The 20123-nt window shown below is 39.9% G+C and carries 19 protein-coding genes; 6 read left to right on the forward strand and 13 right to left on the reverse strand.

Annotation, left to right across the window (positions count from 1 at the left end; all coding sequences use genetic code 11):
* Nucleotides 1-246: 246 nt before the first annotated feature.
* Entirely contained in the window at nucleotides 247-954 is a 708-nt protein-coding gene (locus tag A5882_RS13940) for a flavodoxin (RefSeq protein WP_176256997.1), read from the reverse strand.
* Between the two features lie 345 nt (nucleotides 955-1299).
* Here A5882_RS13940 and A5882_RS13945 point away from each other — a divergent pair, with 345 nt between their 5' ends.
* Nucleotides 1300-1812, forward strand: coding sequence for a GNAT family N-acetyltransferase (locus A5882_RS13945; RefSeq protein ID WP_016611821.1), 513 nt, complete (start codon nucleotides 1300-1302; stop codon nucleotides 1810-1812).
* A 92-nt stretch (nucleotides 1813-1904) separates the two neighbouring features.
* On the opposite strand, the gene A5882_RS13950 is transcribed toward A5882_RS13945, so the two are convergent.
* The 7 genes from A5882_RS13950 to A5882_RS13980 all read right to left on the reverse strand — a co-directional run bounded on the left by A5882_RS13950 (nucleotide 1905) and on the right by A5882_RS13980 (nucleotide 7478).
* Nucleotides 1905-2156, reverse strand: a complete 252-nt coding sequence (locus A5882_RS13950; RefSeq protein WP_015509648.1) for a hypothetical protein — start codon at nucleotides 2154-2156, stop codon at nucleotides 1905-1907.
* A gap of 273 nt (nucleotides 2157-2429) precedes the next feature.
* Complete coding sequence (locus tag A5882_RS13955; protein WP_016611822.1) at nucleotides 2430-3380, reverse strand: quinone oxidoreductase; 951 nt, start codon at nucleotides 3378-3380, stop codon at nucleotides 2430-2432.
* 529 nt (nucleotides 3381-3909) lie between these two features.
* Nucleotides 3910-4479 (reverse strand): NUDIX hydrolase, encoded by a 570-nt coding sequence (locus tag A5882_RS13960; protein WP_016611823.1) that lies wholly within the window; start codon nucleotides 4477-4479, stop codon nucleotides 3910-3912.
* 24 nt (nucleotides 4480-4503) lie between these two features.
* Nucleotides 4504-4953 (reverse strand): pyridoxamine 5'-phosphate oxidase family protein, encoded by a 450-nt coding sequence (locus tag A5882_RS13965; RefSeq protein WP_016620089.1) that lies wholly within the window; start codon nucleotides 4951-4953, stop codon nucleotides 4504-4506.
* Between the two features lie 10 nt (nucleotides 4954-4963).
* Nucleotides 4964-5809, reverse strand: coding sequence for a Sir2 silent information regulator family NAD-dependent deacetylase (locus A5882_RS13970; RefSeq protein ID WP_086372992.1), 846 nt, complete (start codon nucleotides 5807-5809; stop codon nucleotides 4964-4966).
* Nucleotides 5763-6572 carry a protein-ADP-ribose hydrolase gene (locus A5882_RS13975; protein ID WP_086372993.1) on the reverse strand — a complete coding sequence of 270 codons (810 nt, stop codon included), beginning with the start codon at nucleotides 6570-6572 and terminating at the stop codon, nucleotides 5763-5765. The genes A5882_RS13970 and A5882_RS13975 overlap by 47 nt, the downstream gene beginning before the upstream one ends.
* Before the next feature lie 60 nt (nucleotides 6573-6632).
* Entirely contained in the window at nucleotides 6633-7478 is an 846-nt protein-coding gene (locus A5882_RS13980; RefSeq protein WP_086299416.1) for an SDR family oxidoreductase, read from the reverse strand.
* A 115-nt stretch (nucleotides 7479-7593) separates the two neighbouring features.
* Between A5882_RS13980 and A5882_RS13985 the strand changes: the two genes are divergently transcribed.
* Complete coding sequence (locus A5882_RS13985) at nucleotides 7594-8061, forward strand: Rrf2 family transcriptional regulator (RefSeq protein WP_008380035.1); 468 nt, start codon at nucleotides 7594-7596, stop codon at nucleotides 8059-8061.
* 1108 nt (nucleotides 8062-9169) lie between these two features.
* Here A5882_RS13985 and lepA read toward each other — a convergent pair.
* Nucleotides 9170-11005 carry a translation elongation factor 4 gene (gene lepA / locus A5882_RS13990; protein ID WP_005235823.1) on the reverse strand — a complete coding sequence of 612 codons (1836 nt, stop codon included), beginning with the start codon at nucleotides 11003-11005 and terminating at the stop codon, nucleotides 9170-9172.
* 145 nt (nucleotides 11006-11150) lie between these two features.
* Between lepA and eis the strand changes: the two genes are divergently transcribed.
* The 4 genes from eis to A5882_RS14010 all read left to right on the forward strand — a co-directional run bounded on the left by eis (nucleotide 11151) and on the right by A5882_RS14010 (nucleotide 14030).
* Complete coding sequence (eis, locus tag A5882_RS13995; protein WP_008380051.1) at nucleotides 11151-12365, forward strand: enhanced intracellular survival protein Eis; 1215 nt, start codon at nucleotides 11151-11153, stop codon at nucleotides 12363-12365.
* 51 nt (nucleotides 12366-12416) lie between these two features.
* Complete coding sequence (locus A5882_RS14000; RefSeq protein ID WP_005235819.1) at nucleotides 12417-12902, forward strand: nucleoside 2-deoxyribosyltransferase; 486 nt, start codon at nucleotides 12417-12419, stop codon at nucleotides 12900-12902.
* Nucleotides 12903-13568 carry a hypothetical protein gene (locus A5882_RS14005; RefSeq protein WP_008380055.1) on the forward strand — a complete coding sequence of 222 codons (666 nt, stop codon included), beginning with the start codon at nucleotides 12903-12905 and terminating at the stop codon, nucleotides 13566-13568. It begins immediately after the preceding gene.
* Between the two features lie 276 nt (nucleotides 13569-13844).
* The gene (locus tag A5882_RS14010; RefSeq protein ID WP_005226019.1) at nucleotides 13845-14030 is read left to right on the forward strand and encodes a hypothetical protein; all 186 of its coding nucleotides are present in this window, start codon (nucleotides 13845-13847) and stop codon (nucleotides 14028-14030) included.
* A gap of 59 nt (nucleotides 14031-14089) precedes the next feature.
* Here A5882_RS14010 and lepB read toward each other — a convergent pair whose 3' ends face one another.
* From lepB to clpB, 4 genes are all read right to left on the reverse strand, one after another.
* The gene (lepB, locus tag A5882_RS14015; RefSeq protein WP_060792036.1) at nucleotides 14090-14659 is read right to left on the reverse strand and encodes a signal peptidase I; all 570 of its coding nucleotides are present in this window, start codon (nucleotides 14657-14659) and stop codon (nucleotides 14090-14092) included.
* Nucleotides 14660-14826: 167 nt separating this feature from the next.
* Nucleotides 14827-15780 (reverse strand): ABC transporter ATP-binding protein, encoded by a 954-nt coding sequence (locus A5882_RS14020; protein ID WP_005235811.1) that lies wholly within the window; start codon nucleotides 15778-15780, stop codon nucleotides 14827-14829.
* A complete protein-coding gene (locus A5882_RS14025) occupies nucleotides 15777-17318 on the reverse strand; it encodes an ABC transporter permease/substrate-binding protein (RefSeq protein ID WP_086372994.1) in 1542 nt (513 codons plus the stop codon). Before A5882_RS14025 ends, A5882_RS14020 begins: the two co-directional genes overlap by 4 nt.
* 165 nt (nucleotides 17319-17483) lie before the next feature.
* The gene (gene clpB / locus A5882_RS14030) at nucleotides 17484-20090 is read right to left on the reverse strand and encodes an ATP-dependent chaperone ClpB (protein ID WP_005235805.1); all 2607 of its coding nucleotides are present in this window, start codon (nucleotides 20088-20090) and stop codon (nucleotides 17484-17486) included.
* Nucleotides 20091-20123 lie beyond the last annotated feature (33 nt).

Consider the following 20123-nt stretch of genomic DNA (forward strand, 5'->3'; position numbering starts at 1 on the left):
CTAAATGGAATAATATTTAATTTACCTAAATTAAGACAGCAATTGATTAAAAATTTTTATTGAATCGACGAGTATTATAGCTGAAAATAAGATTCTTTGCTTTTACGCTAAATCATTAGATTAATCATATCATATATCTCAAATAGACGTCTAACAGTCTCATAGAAAAATAAAACAAAGAAGAAGCCTTTAACAAGGCTCCCTCTATAATTAAAGATATTCTTTTATTCTTTATTGATGCTTTTTCTATAATCCCAAATGATTTAGCCACTCTAATACTTCTGGTTCAGCATCTTCAACACTTCCCGCTCTAGCTGCAAACCCTTCGAGAAATTGGTAATCTGGATACAATGTTCGAAGTTCGTTTCGACTATTGGTCAATCCACTTCCACCGTGGGTTGCAAAGGGAATGATTTGTTTATCAGCAAGATCATAGGCTTCAAGAAATGTTAAAACAGCTCGCGGTGCACGGTTCCACCAAACAGGAAAGCCGATAAAAATAACATCAAAATCAGACATCTGTGCAACGTCAGCCATCAACATTGGTCGAGCATCTTCTTCCACCTCTCTAGTAGCAAAAGCTGTATGTTCATCGTAAACGTTAGGGTAACCTACTTCTGTTTGAATCGAAAATAACTCACCTCCTGTCTGTTCAGCGATCATCTCTGCTATGACTTGGACATCTCCTATTAAAGTGTTATCGATCACATTAAAACTACTTCCAGAAACTGCTTCGACTGCGGGCTCTTGCTCCAAGTTTTCAGGTCGTGTAAAGTAGGCAATTAAAATGTCATCCGTGCTATCAATCAAAGAGATTTCTTCATTTTCTTGTGCTACTAAGTCACGATTGCTTGTTTCACCTGAATTAGTGTCTAATTCTTCATTCGTTGGATCACTGCTGCATCCTGCAAGAAAGATCATAGCCAGATAAAGTCCTTTTGTCCATTTTCTCATCGTATTGCTCCTTTCATCTTCCATAAGTAATGGTAGTTTCAGTATATTTCTTGAAGTGGACTTTAAGGCAAGACACTCAGATAAAATTTGTCTTAATTTTTACACCTTTCTCACAACTCCCTCACAAAAAGTCATTCCTGCAAAAGCACTCAAAAAGACGTAAACAATAATTTGTTGACGACTTTTCCATTTATCTCCCGATTTTCCTCAAATATGTGGCGAAAAAGTCAATGCGTTTATGGTAAAAAACGTTAGACAAGCAAAAATAAAATAGAAGCGCGTAAGACGGATTTTAAAAGGATCATTATATGATAAACTATTCCTAAATAGTATAGGAGTGATTGAATGAACGTTTTTTTCAGACCACCAAAAGAAGATGATATTGATCAAATCATGCAGATTGAAAATGCAGGATTTACAGCGGATGAAGCAGCATCCAAAACAGCGATGATGGATCGAATACGTATACTAAGTGACAGTTTTATTGTTGCTATAAATGAGACGGATTGTCCGATCGGCTACGTTGTTGGGCCCATTATTTCTAAACGTTATCTCTCTGACGATCTTTTTGAAAGTACTCGTCCTAATCAGCCTTTTGGTGGCTACCAAAGTATTCTTAGCTTGACTGTCGCTCCTGGTTATAGAAACTGCCAGATTGGTAGTAAACTACTGTCAGTTCTTGAACAACAATGTCGTCTTCAAAATAGAAAAGGAATCACATTAACTTGTTTAGAATCATTGATTCCATATTACAAAAAGCACGGCTATCAACTAGAAGGACTGTCAGAATCACAACATGCGGGTGTTGCTTGGTATAATATGGTGCTAGAGTTGGACGATACGCCTAATGAATTCTAATAAAAACTGCATACTAGATAACCACCATCAAAAACACTAACACAAATAAGCCCATACTCATAAGATCATGGGCTTATTAATATTATCTTCAATTACATATACTTCTCAACTTCATCAATTTCTTTTTGTAGTGCTTTTTCATCGTACTTTTCATACTTACCGGCTTCGTGTGCGATCTTTTTGATTTCGTGAATCGCTTTTTTCTCAACGATCCATTTCTTCATACTATGTTTTTTTGCGTCAGCATCTAGTGTGTCTAATTCAGCTAAATTCTCATCTAACTTATCAAGAACCTCGGCAATCTTTACCAATGCTTTTGCTTCCTTTTCTTCATAGTTTGTCATAGATATCACTCCTTAAGTATTTGATATATTTATCTTACTGCTGTAATTAAATATTTTCAAATTAAATGTACTGTTTATCACAAAGTTTTATCTGATTCTCACTGAAGAAACAGAAAACATTAGATTCTTGCAATATTCTACTCATTTTATACTTATTTTTATCCTTAATGATTTATCATAAGAAAAGTATCGATTATATAAAAAGATAATTTAGTGAATTAGCAAACATTCGGTGTATCTTTTGTGATAAAGTCATTTAGCTTTTTTACTTTCTTATGGTTGCAGCAAAATTTTCCCGACACTTTTTCCAGATTCTAAATAATCATGGGCAGCTTTTCCGTCAGCTAATGAAAAAATGGTTGGTTGACTGATTTTCATTTGATCCTTGCTAAAGTAAGTAAACAGTCGGGTGCTTCTTCTCTCCCGCTCTTGAAAACTTGTCAAGTAATCCCAGAGATCTCCTGTCAAAATACTTTTTGATTTAGATAACAAGGGAATAAAGTCAATCGCTGGCGGATTTCCGCCGGCCATGCCAAAAAAGATAACCTTCCCTCTATTTTTGATCAGGTCGGCACTTTCGGCTAATGTACGCCCAATGCCATCATAAACGGTATCAAAGAAAGAAGTATAGGTTTCTTGCCATTCTGTATTTCTTAAAAAGACTTGTTTTGCGCCTTGGTCTAAAGCCAGTTGTCGCTTTTCTTCCGTAGAAGTGACGCCATAAACTTCTAGATCATCTGCGGTTAATAATTGCGATAAAATTTGTCCGACGCCACCACTTATTCCATGAACGAATACCTTACTATGATTCACATTATTGCCAAGATCATGAGCTAAAAAATCAGCTGTCAACCCTTGCAGTCCAATACTGGCTGCTAATTTAGGTGATATACCTGATGGGATACGGATGGCATTTTCCTCAGGAACAGCCACCAATTCTGCATGAGCAAAAGGAACATCCACAAAAAGAATCGTTTCCCCTAGCTGAAACTTGGAGACAGATGTTCCTTTTTGAATAATCCTCCCTACCCCTTCATAGCCATTAATAAGAGGCTCTCGGGATTCAATATGATAGGTGCCCTTTCTTCGATAAATATCTGCATAATTTAACCCAATATACATCATTTCTATCATTAGCTCATTTTTTTGAATGACTGGATCAGGCAATTCACCATAAGTTAACACATCTGAATCGCCAAATTCTTTAAAGTACAATGCCTTCATGCACAAAACATCTCCTATCTTTTGCCAATCAAAATCGTGTGATTTTCTTTATGAAACCAAGGCTCTATCACTTAGCCAACTATCATTAGATTGAAATCATAAAAAAAATAGATTAAGTTCTTTTGGTCATTTCTTTACTATAAAAAAAAGCACCTTCTCACGAAGGTACTTTCATTCTATTCTTCTAGATGAGATTCGTCAAAGTAGATTATTCGTTCAGATCATCCTTATAAATTCCCAGTTATGTCTAACTCACCTTATTCCTAGATAAATCAACTACTTTTGTGTAAAACAGGATTATAACAAAGCTGACTATTACTAAGAGAAACAAGTGGGGATTGGAATCCATCAACTTTTAAGTCTGACAAATCCTCAGAAGTAGCTCATTACAACGGAACCAAACTGACTATCCATGGTTTTTAGAGGATAACAGGAAAGCGATGGCAAAAGTCGCCCGGCGATCAATCAGTTGTATCGTATAAATCAATATCCCCACTCGAAAAAAATTAAGCCACATCGCTTCTACTTGTTAAAGGCCTCTTTGCCTTAATTCGTCGTTCAACCACTTAAATCCGTCATGGATGATTTGCGCATGATCAAAAGCAAAAAGAGATTCCCAGTTCTCCGTAGAGGATCGTTCTTTTGACGTAACATATTGATAGAGTACTTTATCCTTATCAACCCTATACCAAAAAGCCTCAGAAGCATCATCTCCTGCATAAAGAATCTTCATCTGCTGTAGAACAGTTATATAGACAGCAGAAACGGTCCATCCACGGGGATCCCGATTTTTATCTCCATATACACCTAATAAAGAAACTTCCTGCACTTCCACGCCCGTTTCTTCCTTTAACTCTCTGATAGCGGCCTTAATGATATTTTCTCCTTCGTTAACGAAGCCACCTGGCAAAGCGAACCGTCCTTTAAAAGGATGATTTTTTCTTTTGACAAGTAAAATGTATACTGCATCCGACGTGACATTGAATATCAAATTGTCAACAGTAAATGCTGGTTTTGGATATTGTGGTAATTCCTGCTTCTTATACCAGCTTAACCACTCTTCTTCGTTCATTTCCTCTTCTGATACTTTATTTGCCATGTGATTGTCTCCTTTTGCTTTGAGTTATCCGAAAGATTTAACGTTTTGATAGATAGGCTTTTTGCTTAAATCAAAGATTGACATAACGCCTTTATAAATTTCAAAGACTCGTAAAACATTTCGGTCTTCTACAGAGGGGTATATTTTTGCCATGTAAGGATTTTTCTCGAAAATTTCATCTAAATAGGTAGAGCCTATTTCATTTACTCTCCCTTGTAAGGTAATAGAAAACGATTCCATTGATGTTTCTCCTTCTATACCTGTGATGGAAACGACCGGGTTCATTTTGAGCTGTTTATAAAACGGCTTGGATATTGCAGTCAAAAAATACAGCTTCGTTTCTTTCACCAACATAATATCGATTACTCTGGTGACCGGATTTCCGTTTTCGTCTACTGTGGCGAACACAGTAGAATGAATCTCATTTTTTAAATAATTCAAATAATCTTCTGTCTTCATTTTTGAATGGTCCATGAATGCGCTCCTATCTAAAATGATCGATTTCTCTGATCGTTTCAACTATATTTCCTTGCAGAATAATCGTTTTATCCATGAGTTCATCTGGTATGCGTTGTGCTTGTTGGTTACAGACGATATAGGTCGACTGATTCGTTGCCCTCGTCATTTCTTGGAATGGATATTTTATAATGGAAGGCGTGTTGTTACCAATGCCGATCTCCCAAAAAACGATTTTAGTACCTAAATAATTTTCTAGAAATTCTTTGTATCGGTTAGCTGCGCTTTCCCAACCATCATCTTGTACAAAAAATTGATCTATCCGTAAATTGACCCGCATCGGTTGTCCACATTTGGGGCAATATGGTATGAGGTGCTTGGGAATTTTGAACTGACTCTGCTGATGGACCATTTGCATAATCAATGATTCATTCTCGTAAGTCTTGTTATGGCAGGCACGTGAACATTGAAATAACCCATAATCACCTTGTGTATAAAATAATCGTCTCTTATCAAAGCCCGTCTTTTGGAACTGATGATCTACATTAGTAGTAATGACAAAGTAATTTTTTTCTTCTACCAAAGATAGAAGCTCTTTATATAGCGGCAAAGCCTCAGGCTGATATCGATTATGAAAAACATGTTTACTCCAATAACCCCAATACGTCTCTAATGAATCGAAGGGATAAAATCCGGCAGAATACATATCGGTTAAATGATAATGATCAATATAGTCTCTGAAATATTTTTTGAACCGTTCACCAGAATAGGTTAACCCGGCAGCAGCAGAAAGGCCTGATCCAGCACCGATAACGATTGCCTCTGCTTCAGTTATCTTTTGATAAACTTTCTGATAATTGTTGTAGTTTTTCATAGTACAACTCCTTATCAATGTCTTTAAACACATTGAAAATAATTTTTATAGGTGAATGAACACGCGTTACATATTCTTGCGTTGTTTTGATAGCGATCTCTGCAGCTAACTCATTGGGAAAACGAAATTCTCCTGTTGAGATACAACAAAAAGCGACGCTCTTCAATTGATACTCTTCGCAAAGCAACAAGACGCGACGATAACAGTCAGCCAATAAGGATACGTGTTCTTTAGTTACGGTATCTTTTATGATTGGCCCAACAGTATGTATCACTTTTTTTGCAGGCAAGTTATAGCCGTCGGTGATTTTTGCATAGCCGGTTTCTTCCAAATGACCTTGTGCGTCCATGATTTCTTTGCATGCTAGTCTTAATTGAATACCTGCTGCAGAGTGGATCGCATTGTCGATGCACCTGTGTAATGGAACAAAACATCCTAGTAGCTGTGCGTTTGCAGCGTTTACGATGGCGTCCACTTCCAACCTCGTGATATCTCCTTGCCAGAGATAAAGGTTTTTTGTATACTGTTGCGCATCGTTTAGTGAAAAAATCTGATTTTCAGCTCTTTCTTCTAAAAGAAATTGATTTTGAATGTCAATAAAGTCCGTATGAATAGGTCGCGCTTCTCTTATATTTAATAAGCTTCGCAATAAATCATTTTGTTCTTTCGGATCATCCGAGCTAGCATCTACTATTTTACTTAAGTGACTGTTTTCCTCTAATAAATAGTTAATCAGCCATTTCCTCTTTTCGCTATGGTTCATCGTCAACACCTTCTTTATAAAAATTTCCCGATTATTTTCGATAATCGGGAAATAGCAAGACTAATTTAACAACTCTTTGATTGCTTCTACGCGACTCGTCAAAGGTTTACCCAAAGCTTGTTCAAAGTCACTAGATGTCACATCTAATTGATTATTTTTAATATCATGTTGGAAAGACAAGAACATTTCTGCAACAGGTTGTGGTAAACCGCCTGCTGTCAAACTATCTACAAAGGTTTGATCATCAGATGAAACTACTTCGATTTCCTTCCCTGTTGCTTCTTTTAAAGCTGCTGCTAATTCAGCATAAGTAATAGGGCTGCCCGATAATTCAAGGATTTCAGGGTATTCTGTTCCTGCTAGTGCTTTTGCAGCAACCTCAGCATATTCGCGCTTCAAAGCCCAGCCGGTTTTGCCTTCTTTAGCTGCGTAAACGAATTTCCCACTAGCTAACGCACCGCCAATAATCGGCATTTCATTTTCTAAATACCAGTTATTACGTAAAAATGTATGCGCAATTCCCGCTTCTTTGATTTGTTTTTCAGTAAAGATGTGATCAGCAGCTAATGCACTTGTTGAGTGATCTGCATCAGCAAAACTTGTATAAGCAATATACTGAACACCAGCGTCTTTGGCTGCCTTAACCACATTAGCATGTTCTTCTTGACGATTGCCTGGTGCGCCAGACACAAAAAGCAAGCGGTCAATGCCGTCAAAAGCGTTACTCAACGAATTGATATCAGAATAATCCCCTACTCTTACATTGTAGCCTTTCTCTTTTAGTGTAGCTGCTTTTTCTTCAGATCGTACCAAAGCATAGATCTGATCTTTAGAAACTAAATCTTTCAAGAATTCAAGTGCATATCCTCCAAAACCACCAGTAGCTCCTGTTACTAAATATGTCATATAAAACACTCCTTTTTAGTTCGTACATTCAGCTGTACAATTATAAGATACACCTATATAATAAATAGTATGTTAAGATAAGTCAAGAAGAAAATCTAAAAAGGACTGAATTCACTTGAAATATTCTATTCAACTCAGTGATGCAATTCATATTATGTGTTATATCGTCATCTATAAAGATACTAATATGCTCTCAAGTGAGATGATTGCTCAAAGTGTAGAAACTAATGCTGCAAATGTCAGAAAAATAATGGCAAACTTAAAAAAATCTGGACTGATTCGAACAACTACTGGGAAACCAAAGCCCTATTTAGCAAAGGACCCCAAAGATATTAGTCTACTTGATATATATAAAAGTATTCATGGAAACACAAATCTCATTCAAGTCGATCCTAAAACGAATCCAGACTGCATTGTTGGTGCAAATATACAAGAAGTACTGGATGGTGCGTATAATGAATTGCAAGTAACTGTCGAAGAAAAAATGGCGAAAATCAATCTGTTCTCTCTATTAACAAGTATTGCAAGTTTAGAGGAAAGCAAACGACCGGAAAACAAATCTTTTCTTGAGCCATTTTTATAAAACAAAAAAACCCATTGAGATACTGACATCTCAGTGGGCTTTTTCGTTACGAATGAAATTGATTTACGTCTTCACATCTTTCGACACCACTCATAAGAAATAGCGTTGTCATTCACTTGCTTTTTCTGCAGCTCTGACTATTGCTCATAGAGACAGTGTATGCACAAGAGCAAATATTTCTTTCTTATCGACCAAACGACTAAATTCTTTCACTACTCGACTGCCTAAATTCACTGTGGCACCAGTAACTTCCTACTTCATTTCCGTTCCTCTTTTCTTTTACTCGTGGATGTAAAACAGCTTGATCTATCGGCCTGCTACTTAGATCAACTACAGAAACATTTCATTCTTAAAGTTCAAATACCCGTAAAACATGTTTGTTTCCCTCTGATGATCGATGTCATTTCAATACGGATTTTGCATCCAAAAAATTAGTTACTCTCTGAATTTTCCATTGACGATATTTGAGTGAGCTGGCGTCGATTGCTCACCCTTCATTTAATTATCGAATCATACGGAGGGCTATCAATTTGATAGTAGAACGGTTTGGTGATCGCCGTCAAGAAATAAAGCTTCTTCTCTTTTTCTAGCGTGCTTTCTTGATGATCATTTAAAAGTGGCATCTCAATTTAGTTTTTTGATAGTGTTTCAAGAGAGAAGTAATTAATACGCTGCTATTTCTTTATCTCTGTTAATAGCCGAGACTTTTTTTTGAGCTACTTCTCTTATACATTTGTATCATACTCAAAACTTTATCACACTGCTAAGATAGGTCACTCAACCCATTTTCTTTTTTCAATAGCAGCTTGAAAAGAATTTTCTTCATCGCTAAATATTCCAGAGTTGATCGATTGGATAATCTGCTTTTCTTTAAATGCTTTCCTCTATGGATTCATTCATTTTTATGTAATGGTATGAAAAAAGCACCTCCTTATGAGATGCTCTTTCATACACTGACAACTAAAAATTCTCAAGCAAGAGATTTTTTTTTTGTCCTTTTATTCAACTGTGACAATCCGTATAACTGTTTAAATTTTATAAACGGTTAAATCACTTTTTTCTAACACAAGAAAAGATTGCTTTATTAGACTTTTCAAATTGAAACGAGTTACTTCTTCGGTTCATCCTCATCCATCTTAAGAACTGCCATGAAGGCTTCTTGCGGTACTTCGACAGAGCCGATTTGTTTCATCCGCTTCTTCCCTTCTTTTTGTTTCTCCAGAAGTTTGCGTTTCCGAGAAACGTCACCGCCATAACATTTCGCCAATACGTTTTTACGCAAGGCTTTAATGTCTGAACGGGCAACGATTTTTTGTCCGATGGCTGCTTGGATCGGTACTTCAAATTGTTGTCGTGGGATCAGTTTCTTCAGTTTTTCAACGATGGCTTTGCCTCGTTCATAAGCAAAGTCACGGTGAACGATAAAGCTCAATGCATCGACTTTTTCAGTGTTCAGCAAGATGTCCATCTTCACTAGCTTGCTAGTTCGGTAACCAGACATTTCATAATCCAGTGATGCGTACCCTTTCGTGCTGGATTTTAATTTATCAAAGAAATCAAAGACGATTTCCGATAATGGGATCTCATAAACGACGTTTACTCGATAATCATCCAAGTAATCCATCGTGACAAAGTCTCCCCGTTTGCGTTGGGACAATTCCATTACAGCACCGACGTAATCATTAGGAACCATGATTTGTGCTTTGACGTATGGTTCTTGTACATTGTCGATCGTGACTGGTTCAGGAAATTCTGCTGGGTTATCAACGACGACCATTGAGCCATCTGTCTTGTTGACATGATAGATTACGGATGGTGCAGTCGTAATCAACTCAAGGTTAAATTCACGTTCTAGCCGTTCTTGCACGACATCCATGTGTAATAGGCCTAAGAAGCCGCATCGGAACCCAAATCCTAACGCTTGAGAGGTTTCTGGTTCAAATTGCAATGCTGCATCATTCAGTTGTAATTTTTCCAATGCTTCTCGAAGGTCGTTGTAGCGTGAGGTATCGATTGGGTACAATCCGCAATAAACCATCGGATTCATTTGGCGGTAGCCTTCCAATGCTTCGGCTGCTGGATTGTTGGCTAAAGTCACCGTATCTCCGACTTGCGTATCTTTAACAGTCTTGATGGCAGCAGTGATATACCCAACATCGCCCACCATCAACGCATCTCGTTGAATGGCTTTGGGTGAAAAGACGCCGACTTCCGTGACATCAAAGGTCTTGCCATTGCTCATCATTTTGATTTTATCTCCAGGTTTGACCATCCCGTCCATAATGCGGACGTTTAAGACCACCCCACGATAGGAATCGTACACGGAGTCAAAGATCAACGCTTTTAACGGTGCTTCAATATCACCTGCTGGAGCTGGGACATACTCAACGATTTGTTCCAAAATGTCTTCGATCCCAATACCTGCTTTGGCACTCGCTAAAACAGCTTCACTGGCATCGATACCGATAACATCTTCGATCTCTGTTCGTACCCGCTCAGGATCGGCAGCTGGCAAGTCTATTTTATTAATGACTGGTAGGATCTCTAAATCATTGTCTAACGCCAAGTAGACGTTTGCCAATGTCTGTGCTTCGATCCCTTGAGCCGCATCAACGACGAGTACGGCGCCTTCACAAGCGGCCAAACTGCGGGAAACTTCATAGGTGAAATCGACGTGCCCTGGGGTGTCGATCAAATGGAAGATGTAGGTTTCTCCATCTTTGGCGGTATAGTTAAGTTCCACAGCATTTAATTTGATCGTGATTCCTCGTTCACGTTCAAGATCCATGGAGTCCAATAATTGGTTTTGCATTTCCCGAGACGTCACCGTATGGGTTTGTTCCAAAATACGGTCCGCCAGTGTTGATTTCCCATGGTCGATATGGGCGATAATGGAGAAATTACGAATCTTCTCCTGTCGTTTTTTCATTTCTTCTATGTTCATGGATACGTTCCTCATTTCTTTTAGTCAGCTTTTCTATTATACCAACGAAACGCCAATAGTTAAAGTATTTTTCTTAACCGTTATTTAGACATATTCATTCAGGTTTTGCTATACTAGAGCTAGCAAATAAATTGGAGTTGAAAGAATGGACAATAATTTTCATCAAAATCTACATATTCGAGCGGTGGATGAAAAAGACGTTGATCAGTTCAACGAACTGTTAAGCTACGTTTTTCAGATCACTGAATCGGATATTGAAGAAAGCGGCTATGAGAGCAAACGGGAAATGATTAAATCTAAGCGCCCGATCTTAGAGCTTTCCAAGGTCTTTGGCTGGTTCAATGAAGACAAGTTGATCTCGCAAATCGCCGTTTATCCTTGTGAAGTCAATATACACGGCAAATTGATCAAAATGGGCGGAGTGACCGGTGTTGGGACCTACCCTGAATATGCCGGACATGGCCTGATGAAAGACTTGATCAAGCTTGCCTTAGAAACCATGCGGGAAGATCAGCAATGGATCTCCTACCTTTATCCATACAATGTGCCTTACTATCGTCGCAAAGGCTGGGAGATCATGTCCGACAAGCTGACCTTCAAAATTCGTGATACCCAGCTTCCGAAAACCAAAGAAGTCCCTGGGATCGTAGAGCGCAAAGAAGTGGATGACCCTGATGTTTTTACTGTCTACAACCAATTCTCCCGCGACAACCATGGTGCCTTGCAGCGGACCTCTTTTCACTGGGAAGAGTATTGGCGCTATGAAAATGAAGAAGAGCGCACCGCGGCTGTCTATTACAATGCCAGTGGTCATCCGACTGGTGTACTTTTTTATTGGGTAGCCGAAGAAGTCTTCCATGTAAAGGAAATGTTCTACTTGAATCAAGAAGCCCGCAATGGTCTTTGGAATTTTATCTCTGCTCATTTCTCAATGGTCTATTGGGTCAAAGGAGACATTTATTCAAATGAACCCCTGTCCTTCTACCTGGATGATAGCCAAATCAAAGAAACCATTGAGCCTTATTACATGGCGCGGATCGTCGATGTTGAACAGTTTTTGAAAAACTTCCCATTTGAAGCCTTTCAAACACCCTTTCACTTTGTTGTTTCTGACCCAGTTGCCGATTGGAACAACGGAATCTTCGGTGTCCAATACAATCACGGGGAGATCGTGGTTTCAAGAGAAGCCATCGGAAAAGCTGTCCAATTGGATATTCAGACATTGTCGTGTCTGTTGATGAATTACCGCCGTCCAGCTTACTTAGAGCGTGTGGAACGGCTAAATACCGATTCAGAAACACTGGCATTACTAGAATCGATCATCCCTGATATGGAAGCCTATTTCAGTGATTATTTCTAAACAACGAATCAACAAAACGTACAACTATGAATGATTAAGGAGTGTTTTTGAATGAAACTATATTTTGCTGCTCCCCTGTTTGCTGCTAGTGACCTTCGCTACAACGCCGAACTTGTTGCGTCGATTCGCCAGCAGTATCCGCAGCTGGAGATTTATTTACCTCAAGAAAATGCCGCGATCAATGATAAGTCCGCCTACGCGGATAGCAAAATGATTGCGTTGGCAGATACCGAAAAAGTACTGGAAAGCGATTTGATGATCGCTTTGCTGGATGGTTTGACCATCGATGCTGGGGTTGCCTCTGAGATTGGCGTCGCCTATGCAAAAGGCATTCCTGTTTTAGGGCTTTATACGGATAGTCGCCAACAAGGTGCCGATAATCAGCAAAAGCTGGCAGCATTACAAACCGTTGCGGAAAATCAGTTCCACTATGTCAATCTTTATACGGTGGGTTTGATCAAGCTAAACGGTGAGATTTATTCCTCTGAAGCAGCACTTGTAGCTGGCTTAGCAGACTATCTTTCGGAGGACAACTAAATGGGGCAAAATTATCAGCGACTGCAAAAGGTATTCACTATTTTCGGTATTCTCGTGTTTTGTTTTTCTTTGTGGGAATTTTTCCGTGGCGTCTATCCGCAAACACAAGGACTGATTTTCTTGGGTCAAGCCTTACTTGGGATTTTATTGATCTTTGTCCCAGAAATGAGTAAAAAGTTCTTAAAAATCCAGCTACCAAATGCCACCGTCTACTTTTATTGGTTTTTCTTGCTGATCTCCGTATTCATGGGGACGATCTTACATTTGATCGAAACCATTGCTTTCTGGGATAAAATTCTGCATGCGGTAAGCCCAATGGTCTTGACGGCTGTAGGCTATGGATTGATCTGTCTCTTACTAAAAGAAGTGCCCGTTTCAAAAGTTTCGCCTTGGTTATTTTTACTGATGGGCTTTGCTTTTGCTGGCTTGTGTGGTGTTTTCTGGGAGTTTTGGGAATTCATCTGCGACTCTGTTGGTGGAATGAATCTCCAACGTTATGCAACCTTAGATGGCACCCCGTTTATTGGTCGTGAAGCATTGATGGATACGATGGGCGATTTACTAACCAACACGATTGGTGCTGCTTTGATGGGCGTGATCGCGTATGTTCAAGGACGAGGCAAACCTGATTACTTTGAAAGTTATCGGATTAAAAAATTATCATAACCAACCTTTAAAAGCTTGTTGAAACCATCGTTTTTCAACAAGCTTTTTTCTTTTGTTCTTTTATTGATAAAGAAAAATTTATAAAAACACTTAAATAACACGGCTTATTTTTATAATTTCGCTGTCTAACAAGGTTCGACCTTTCTTACACTTCCCTATAAAACGGTTACAACTACAAGAAAATTCCCTCGTTTAATCATTTTTATTTCCCCAAAAAACCATGGTCTGTTATAATTACATTATTCATTTGACATTGCGTCAGTAAAGGAGAGGCTTATGGTTCTAACAGTGTTTTTTATTTTATGCTGCTTGATTTTTTCATCGATCACCTATGCGTTCTCTAAAGATGCCCGAAAATTTGTCCAACCTTTATCAATCAAAATTATTTTTATCGCATCAGCTATTATTGCGGTTTGGACAATGTTCTTTTCAATGGTTGCATTTGTCGCTTGGGTCATCTAAAAAAACATTCTTGCCAGTTGCGGCGTTTTCGCTGCATTGGCAAGAATGTTTTTTTGTGGTTAGAAAAGTTTGATTTGATTCAAAGGCCAAAAACGCAGCAGCACTTTCCCCTCCATTTGATCTTCTGTTACGACCCCGAAACTACGACTGTCCCGAGAGATCAAACGATTGTCTCCCATCACAAAATAGCTGCCTTCAGGAACAGTTACCGTAAAATCGTCGGTAAAGTGTTCTGCACCAGCGGCGATCTGCTGAAACATTTCGCGATAAGAATATTCGTCTTGTAATTGATCGTCCGCAAATTTCTCTTTAAACTCATCTAAATAGGGTTCTTCGTATACTTCTCCATTGATTGTTAGGACATCATCTTTCATCTCAATCGTATCACCGGGTAAACCAATCAGCCGCTTGACAGCAATTTTGCTTGGATCATCTGGTTCAACACATATCACGATGTCTTGGCGGTCATATGAAGAAATTTTTGATGCAATCAAACGCTGCTTATCGGCCAAAGTTGGATCCATAGAATGGCCACTGACTTGAACTGGCGTCAGGACAAACAAACGGATGAGAACCACGGCGACGATAAAGAAAAGCAGTAACCAATTCTCTTTTAGGATTTTTACCATAGCTGCTCTTTCGCTCCTTTACTGCATCTTTTGTCATTATCAAAGCTCGTTTCTGGCATTCTGACAAAAGATATCTTCCTCAATCTTACGTGGAATTTTTACATTGAGCAAGAGAAATCATCGATTTTTAAAAAAATATGACATTTCTAGTGGCCATAAAGAACCTTTTACGTTCGATCACGACTCAAGAAAGCAAACACATCTTTTCGACTTAGACTCCCTACGAGTTTCTGCTCTTCTTCAATCACTACCGTGTCATGAGTTGCAAATAAGGTATACAACTCATTTAAAGTAGTAGATGCAGCGATTTGAGGAGCCACTGGGTTGACTTCATCGCTGAAAAAGTTCATCCGCATCAAATCCCCTGCAGTGACCAGTTTTGCTTCGTCTTCACCGGTCTCTTCAAAAAAACTTTTCACAAAAGCAGTTTTTGGTTGCGAGACAATCACTTCCGGTGTATCACATTGGACGATCTTCCCTTGATTCATGACAGCAATGCGCGTACCTAGTTTTACCGCTTCTTTCATGTTATGCGTGACAAAAATAATCGTCGTCCCAAGCTCTTGGTGCAAATCGAGGACTAACTCCTGTAAGGAATTTCGAGAAATTGGATCAAGAGCACTAAAGGGCTCGTCCATCAGAATAATTTCTGGGTTAGCAGCTAACGCTCTTAAAATCCCGATCCGCTGCTGTTCTCCTCCTGACAACTCTTTAGGCATTCGATGGCGGTATTGCTCTGGGTCAAGTTTGACCTGTGTCAGCAAACGATCCACGGCTTCTGAGCGATCTTTTTTCGACCACCCTAACATCTCTGGGATTACTTCAATATTTTGCTTCACATCCATTGTCGGAAACAGGGCGATTTGTTGGAGAACATACCCCATTTGCCAACGCATTTTTTGGATATTGTATTCTTTGATTCGTTTTTCTTTGAAGTAAATATCGCCATCCGTTGGTTCTGACAACGCGTTGATCATCTTCAAAGTCGTCGTTTTCCCACTCCCAGAAGGACCGACCAAAACAAAGATTTCCCCTTTATTGATGCTCAGATCTAATTGATCGATCACTATTTTTTGATCAAACTTTTTACTGACGTTTTTAAATTCAATAATTGGTGTCATTCTTGTCCCTCCTTAATTAATCCTTCATCTATCAGGAAGGTACGCGCGACTTCTGCTGGATTTTTTCCTTCGACATTGACCTGATAATTCATTTCACTCATTTGTTCTTCGGTGATTTTACCTGCCAGCTTTTCCAATGCACGGACGACTTCTGGATGTTCCTTGGCAAAGGCTTCTTTCATCAAAGGCGCTCCTTGATAAGGTGGAAATAGTTCTTGATCGTCTTCTAGAATAACTAAGCCATATTGACGCAATTCACTGTCCGTGGAATAGGCATCCAGTAGATTGATGTCGCCATTATTGATGGCTTGATAACGCAATGCTGGTTCCATACTTTGGACACTTGGAAAATCTAGCCCATAGAGTTCTTGGATGCCCGCATAACCGTCCGTCCGATCAATGAATTCGAGGGTAAAGCCGGCTTTGATTTGATTTTCGATTTTCTTCAAATCAGAGATCGTGGTTAGTCCATTTTCCTCAGCAAATTCTTTTTTCACAGCCAACGCATAGGTATTTTGATACGCCATCGGCTGAAGCAAGGTCATCTCAAACTGATCCTGTAACAGATTGACTGCTTCGGTATAGGTTTCGTCTGAGTCAAGTTTTTGACTCGCAAGCTCTTCTGGTACCTCAACTAAGCTCTCCAACACGGTACCAGTAAACTCTGGATATATATCAACTTGACCATTGTCCAATGCGCTGAATAAGAAAGAGGTTTTTCCAAAATTTGGCTCTAGTTCAACTTGGGCATCAGGATCTTCTTGCTCAATCAATTCTTTGTACATGTTGATCAAGATATCAGGTTCAGACCCTAACTTCCCAGCTATGGTAATGGTTTTCGGCGCGAAAAATCCGCTCTGTGAAAAAGAAACGCCGCCAATCAGCAAGATGATCGCTGCCAGCGTAATCAAGGTATAGCGCGGTTTCAGGTGTTGTAGATAACGGATCAACGTACTGAAAATAATAGCCAGTAAAGCAGACCCGATCGCGCCGATCAAGGTTAATTCAGGGGCATTTCGATCGATCCCCAGTAAAATAAAGGAACCTAGTCCACCAGCGCCAATCAAAGCGGCCAAGGTTGCTGTTCCGATGATCAAGACCAGCGCTGTGCGAATCCCAGAAATTATGACAGGCAAGGCAATCGGCAATTCGACTTTGATCAATCGTCGCATCCGAGACATGCCAAATGCCGCCGCAGCTTCTTCGATTGATGGATCGATCTCCGAAAGGCCAATATAGGTATTTTGAAAGATCGGCAATAACGCATAAATAACTAGTGCGATCAACGCAGGCGGCGTTCCGATCCCCACAAATGGAATCAATAAACCTAACAGTGCCAGTGATGGAATCGTTTGTAGCACACTCGTTATTTGTAGGCCGACTTCCGCTGCCCGTTTATGATTAACCAGCCAAATGGCTAACGGGACAGCAATAACGATCGCCACCAGCAGCGCAATGATCGACAATGACAAATGCTCAAAGACAGCTGTCAGCAATTCCCCTTTTCGCTCATTCAACGTTTCAAAAAAAGTATTCATCTTTTCATTCCTCTCCTACTCCATAAGAACAGTATAATCGAAGTGCGAATTTCCTCCAAACAACAAGCAAGAGGAACTTTTTTGTCTTATGTTGAGCGACAAAAAAAACGATGGCTACCAATGAAACGGCAACCATCGTTTTGCATTTATCCATTTTTTATCTTTTTATTCCTCGGTAATTGGCGTATTTTCAAAAACCAGCTGTTCGTTCAATAATTCGATCGTGACTTGGGTCTTTGGTAAGACTCTGCCAGCAACGATTTCTTTTGCCAACGGAGTTTCGACTTCTCTCGTGATAAACCGACGTAGAGGTCGCGCACCATACGCTGGCTCATAAGCATTTTCAGCGATCCAGCGTTTGGCTTCTTCAGTGATCGTCAACAGTATATCTTGGACTTCCAGTCGTTGTGACAGCTGTGCGATGATCTTGTCGACGATGCCTGTCACATCGTTTAGACTAAGCGGTGTGAACAAAATCGTGTCGTCGATCCGATTTAAGAATTCTGGTTTAAAATGCCCTCTCAAAAGATTACGGACATTTTCAGCAACGTTTTCTGGGATCGTCCCTTCTGCGGTCACACCATCTAGCAAGACTTGAGAGCCGATATTGCTAGTCATGATCAAGACTGTATTTTTGAAATCAACGACTCGCCCTTTTGAATCTGTCAAACGGCCATCATCAAGCACTTGTAATAAGATATTGAAAACATCAGGATGGGCTTTTTCGATCTCATCCAATAAGACAATCGTGTATGGATTGCGTCGAACAGCTTCAGTCAATTGGCCACCTTCTTCAAACCCTACATAGCCTGGAGGGGCACCGACTAAGCGAGACACCGAATGTTTTTCCATGTATTCGCTCATATCGATCCGAACCATATGCTCTTCTGAATCAAAGAGGTTGACCGCCAACGCTTTCGCTAATTCGGTCTTACCGACGCCGGTCGGACCTAAGAACAAGAAGGAACCTAATGGTCGATTTGGATCTTGCAGGCCAGCTCGTGAACGAATGACGGCATCACTGACGGCATCGACGGCTTCGTCTTGTCCGATCACTCGTTGATGCAAGGTCTCATTTAATTTCAACAGTTTTTCCCGTTCGCCTTCCACTAATTTCGCAACAGGAATCCCTGTCAAACGTCCAACGACTAGGGCAATCTCATTTTCGGTCACTGATTCTTGGACCATCCGAATGCCTTCATCTTGATTTTTTTCTTCCAGTTCAGCTAGTTCTTTTTCCAGTTGTGGAATCGTCCCATGACGAAGAACAGCTGCCCGTTCCAAATCATAGTTATTTTCAGCATCTTCCAACTCATGCTTGGCTTTATCGATCTCTGCCCGTTTGTTGGAAACTGCATTGACTTCTTCTTTTTCCGTTTCCCACTGCATTTTCATGGTATTGACTTCTTCACGCAATTCCGCCAATTCTTCTTGTAAAATGCCTAAGCGTTTTTTCGATGCATCATCGGATTCCTTTTTCAATGCGGCTTCTTCGATCTCAAGTTGCATCAAACGACGGGTAACTTGGTCGAGCTCAGTAGGCATCGAATTCATTTCCACCCGAATTGTGGCACTCGCCTCATCGATCAAGTCAATGGCTTTATCTGGTAAAAAGCGGTCCGTGATATACCGATCAGATAAGGTCGCCGCAGCAACAAGCGCGTTGTCATGGATGTTGACGCCATGGTGGATCTCGAACCGTTCTTTCAAGCCACGTAAAATCGAAATCGTGTCTTGAACGGTTGGTTCCTGTACCAGCACTTTTTGGAAACGACGTTCCAAAGCTTTATCCTTTTCCATGTATTGACGGTATTCATCAAGGGTGGTTGCGCCAATCGTATGCAATTCTCCCCGTGCCAGCATTGGTTTTAGTAAGTTTCCAGCATCCATGCTGCCTTCCGTCTTACCAGCACCTACAATATTGTGGATCTCATCAATAAAGAGAATGATCCGTCCATCGGCTTTTTTCACTTCTTGTAAGACAGCTTTCAAACGCTCTTCAAATTCACCTCTGAATTTAGCACCTGCGATCAAGGCACCCATATCCAGAGAAAAGATCGTTTTGTCTTTTAGGTTTTCTGGGACGTCTTTTCGCACGATCCGTTGTGCCAATCCTTCAACGATGGCTGTTTTACCAACCCCTGGTTCACCAATCAAAACGGGATTGTTTTTTGTCTTCCGAGAAAGGATGCGAATCACATCGCGAATTTCTTCGTCTCGTCCGATAATTGGGTCCATTTTTCCGCTGCGGACTTGTTGCACCAGGTCAACGCCGTATTTTTCTAAAGCTTTGTATTGTTCTTCTTGATTTTGTGAGGTCACACGATCCCCTCCTCTTAATGTTTCGATCGTTTGCTTGATTTCTTTCGCGCTGATTCCTTGTTTCTTTAAATACACCGTCAATGGATGATTTTTCAATTTCATCAACGCATAAAGGACGATTTCTGTGGAAAGATACTCGTCTTGAAATTCATTTTTTAATTGATCTGCCTCAGACAAAAGATGAAACAGATTTTGACTCATGGATTGACCATAACGAACATTTCCTCCTTCAACCGAAGGCAGTTCATCTAATAGTCGGTCGACTTCCTTTTCAAAAGCATCGACATCGAGACCTGTGTCCGTGTAAAAATTGCGGCCGAATTGATTGGCTTGCAATAAAATCTTCCATAAATGCGGAATATCAATTTCTTGATGGTGACGGGTCATGGCAATCTGCTGGGCTTCAGCGATAGCACTTTGTAATGTAGTCGTCATTTTTTCTGGGTTCATACTTTTCCCTCCCAAAATGGTAGTCAGAAAAAA

It is taken from the genome of Enterococcus sp. 4E1_DIV0656 (assembly GCF_002140695.1).
Taxonomy (GTDB): domain Bacteria; phylum Bacillota; class Bacilli; order Lactobacillales; family Enterococcaceae; genus Enterococcus_D; species Enterococcus_D entomosocium.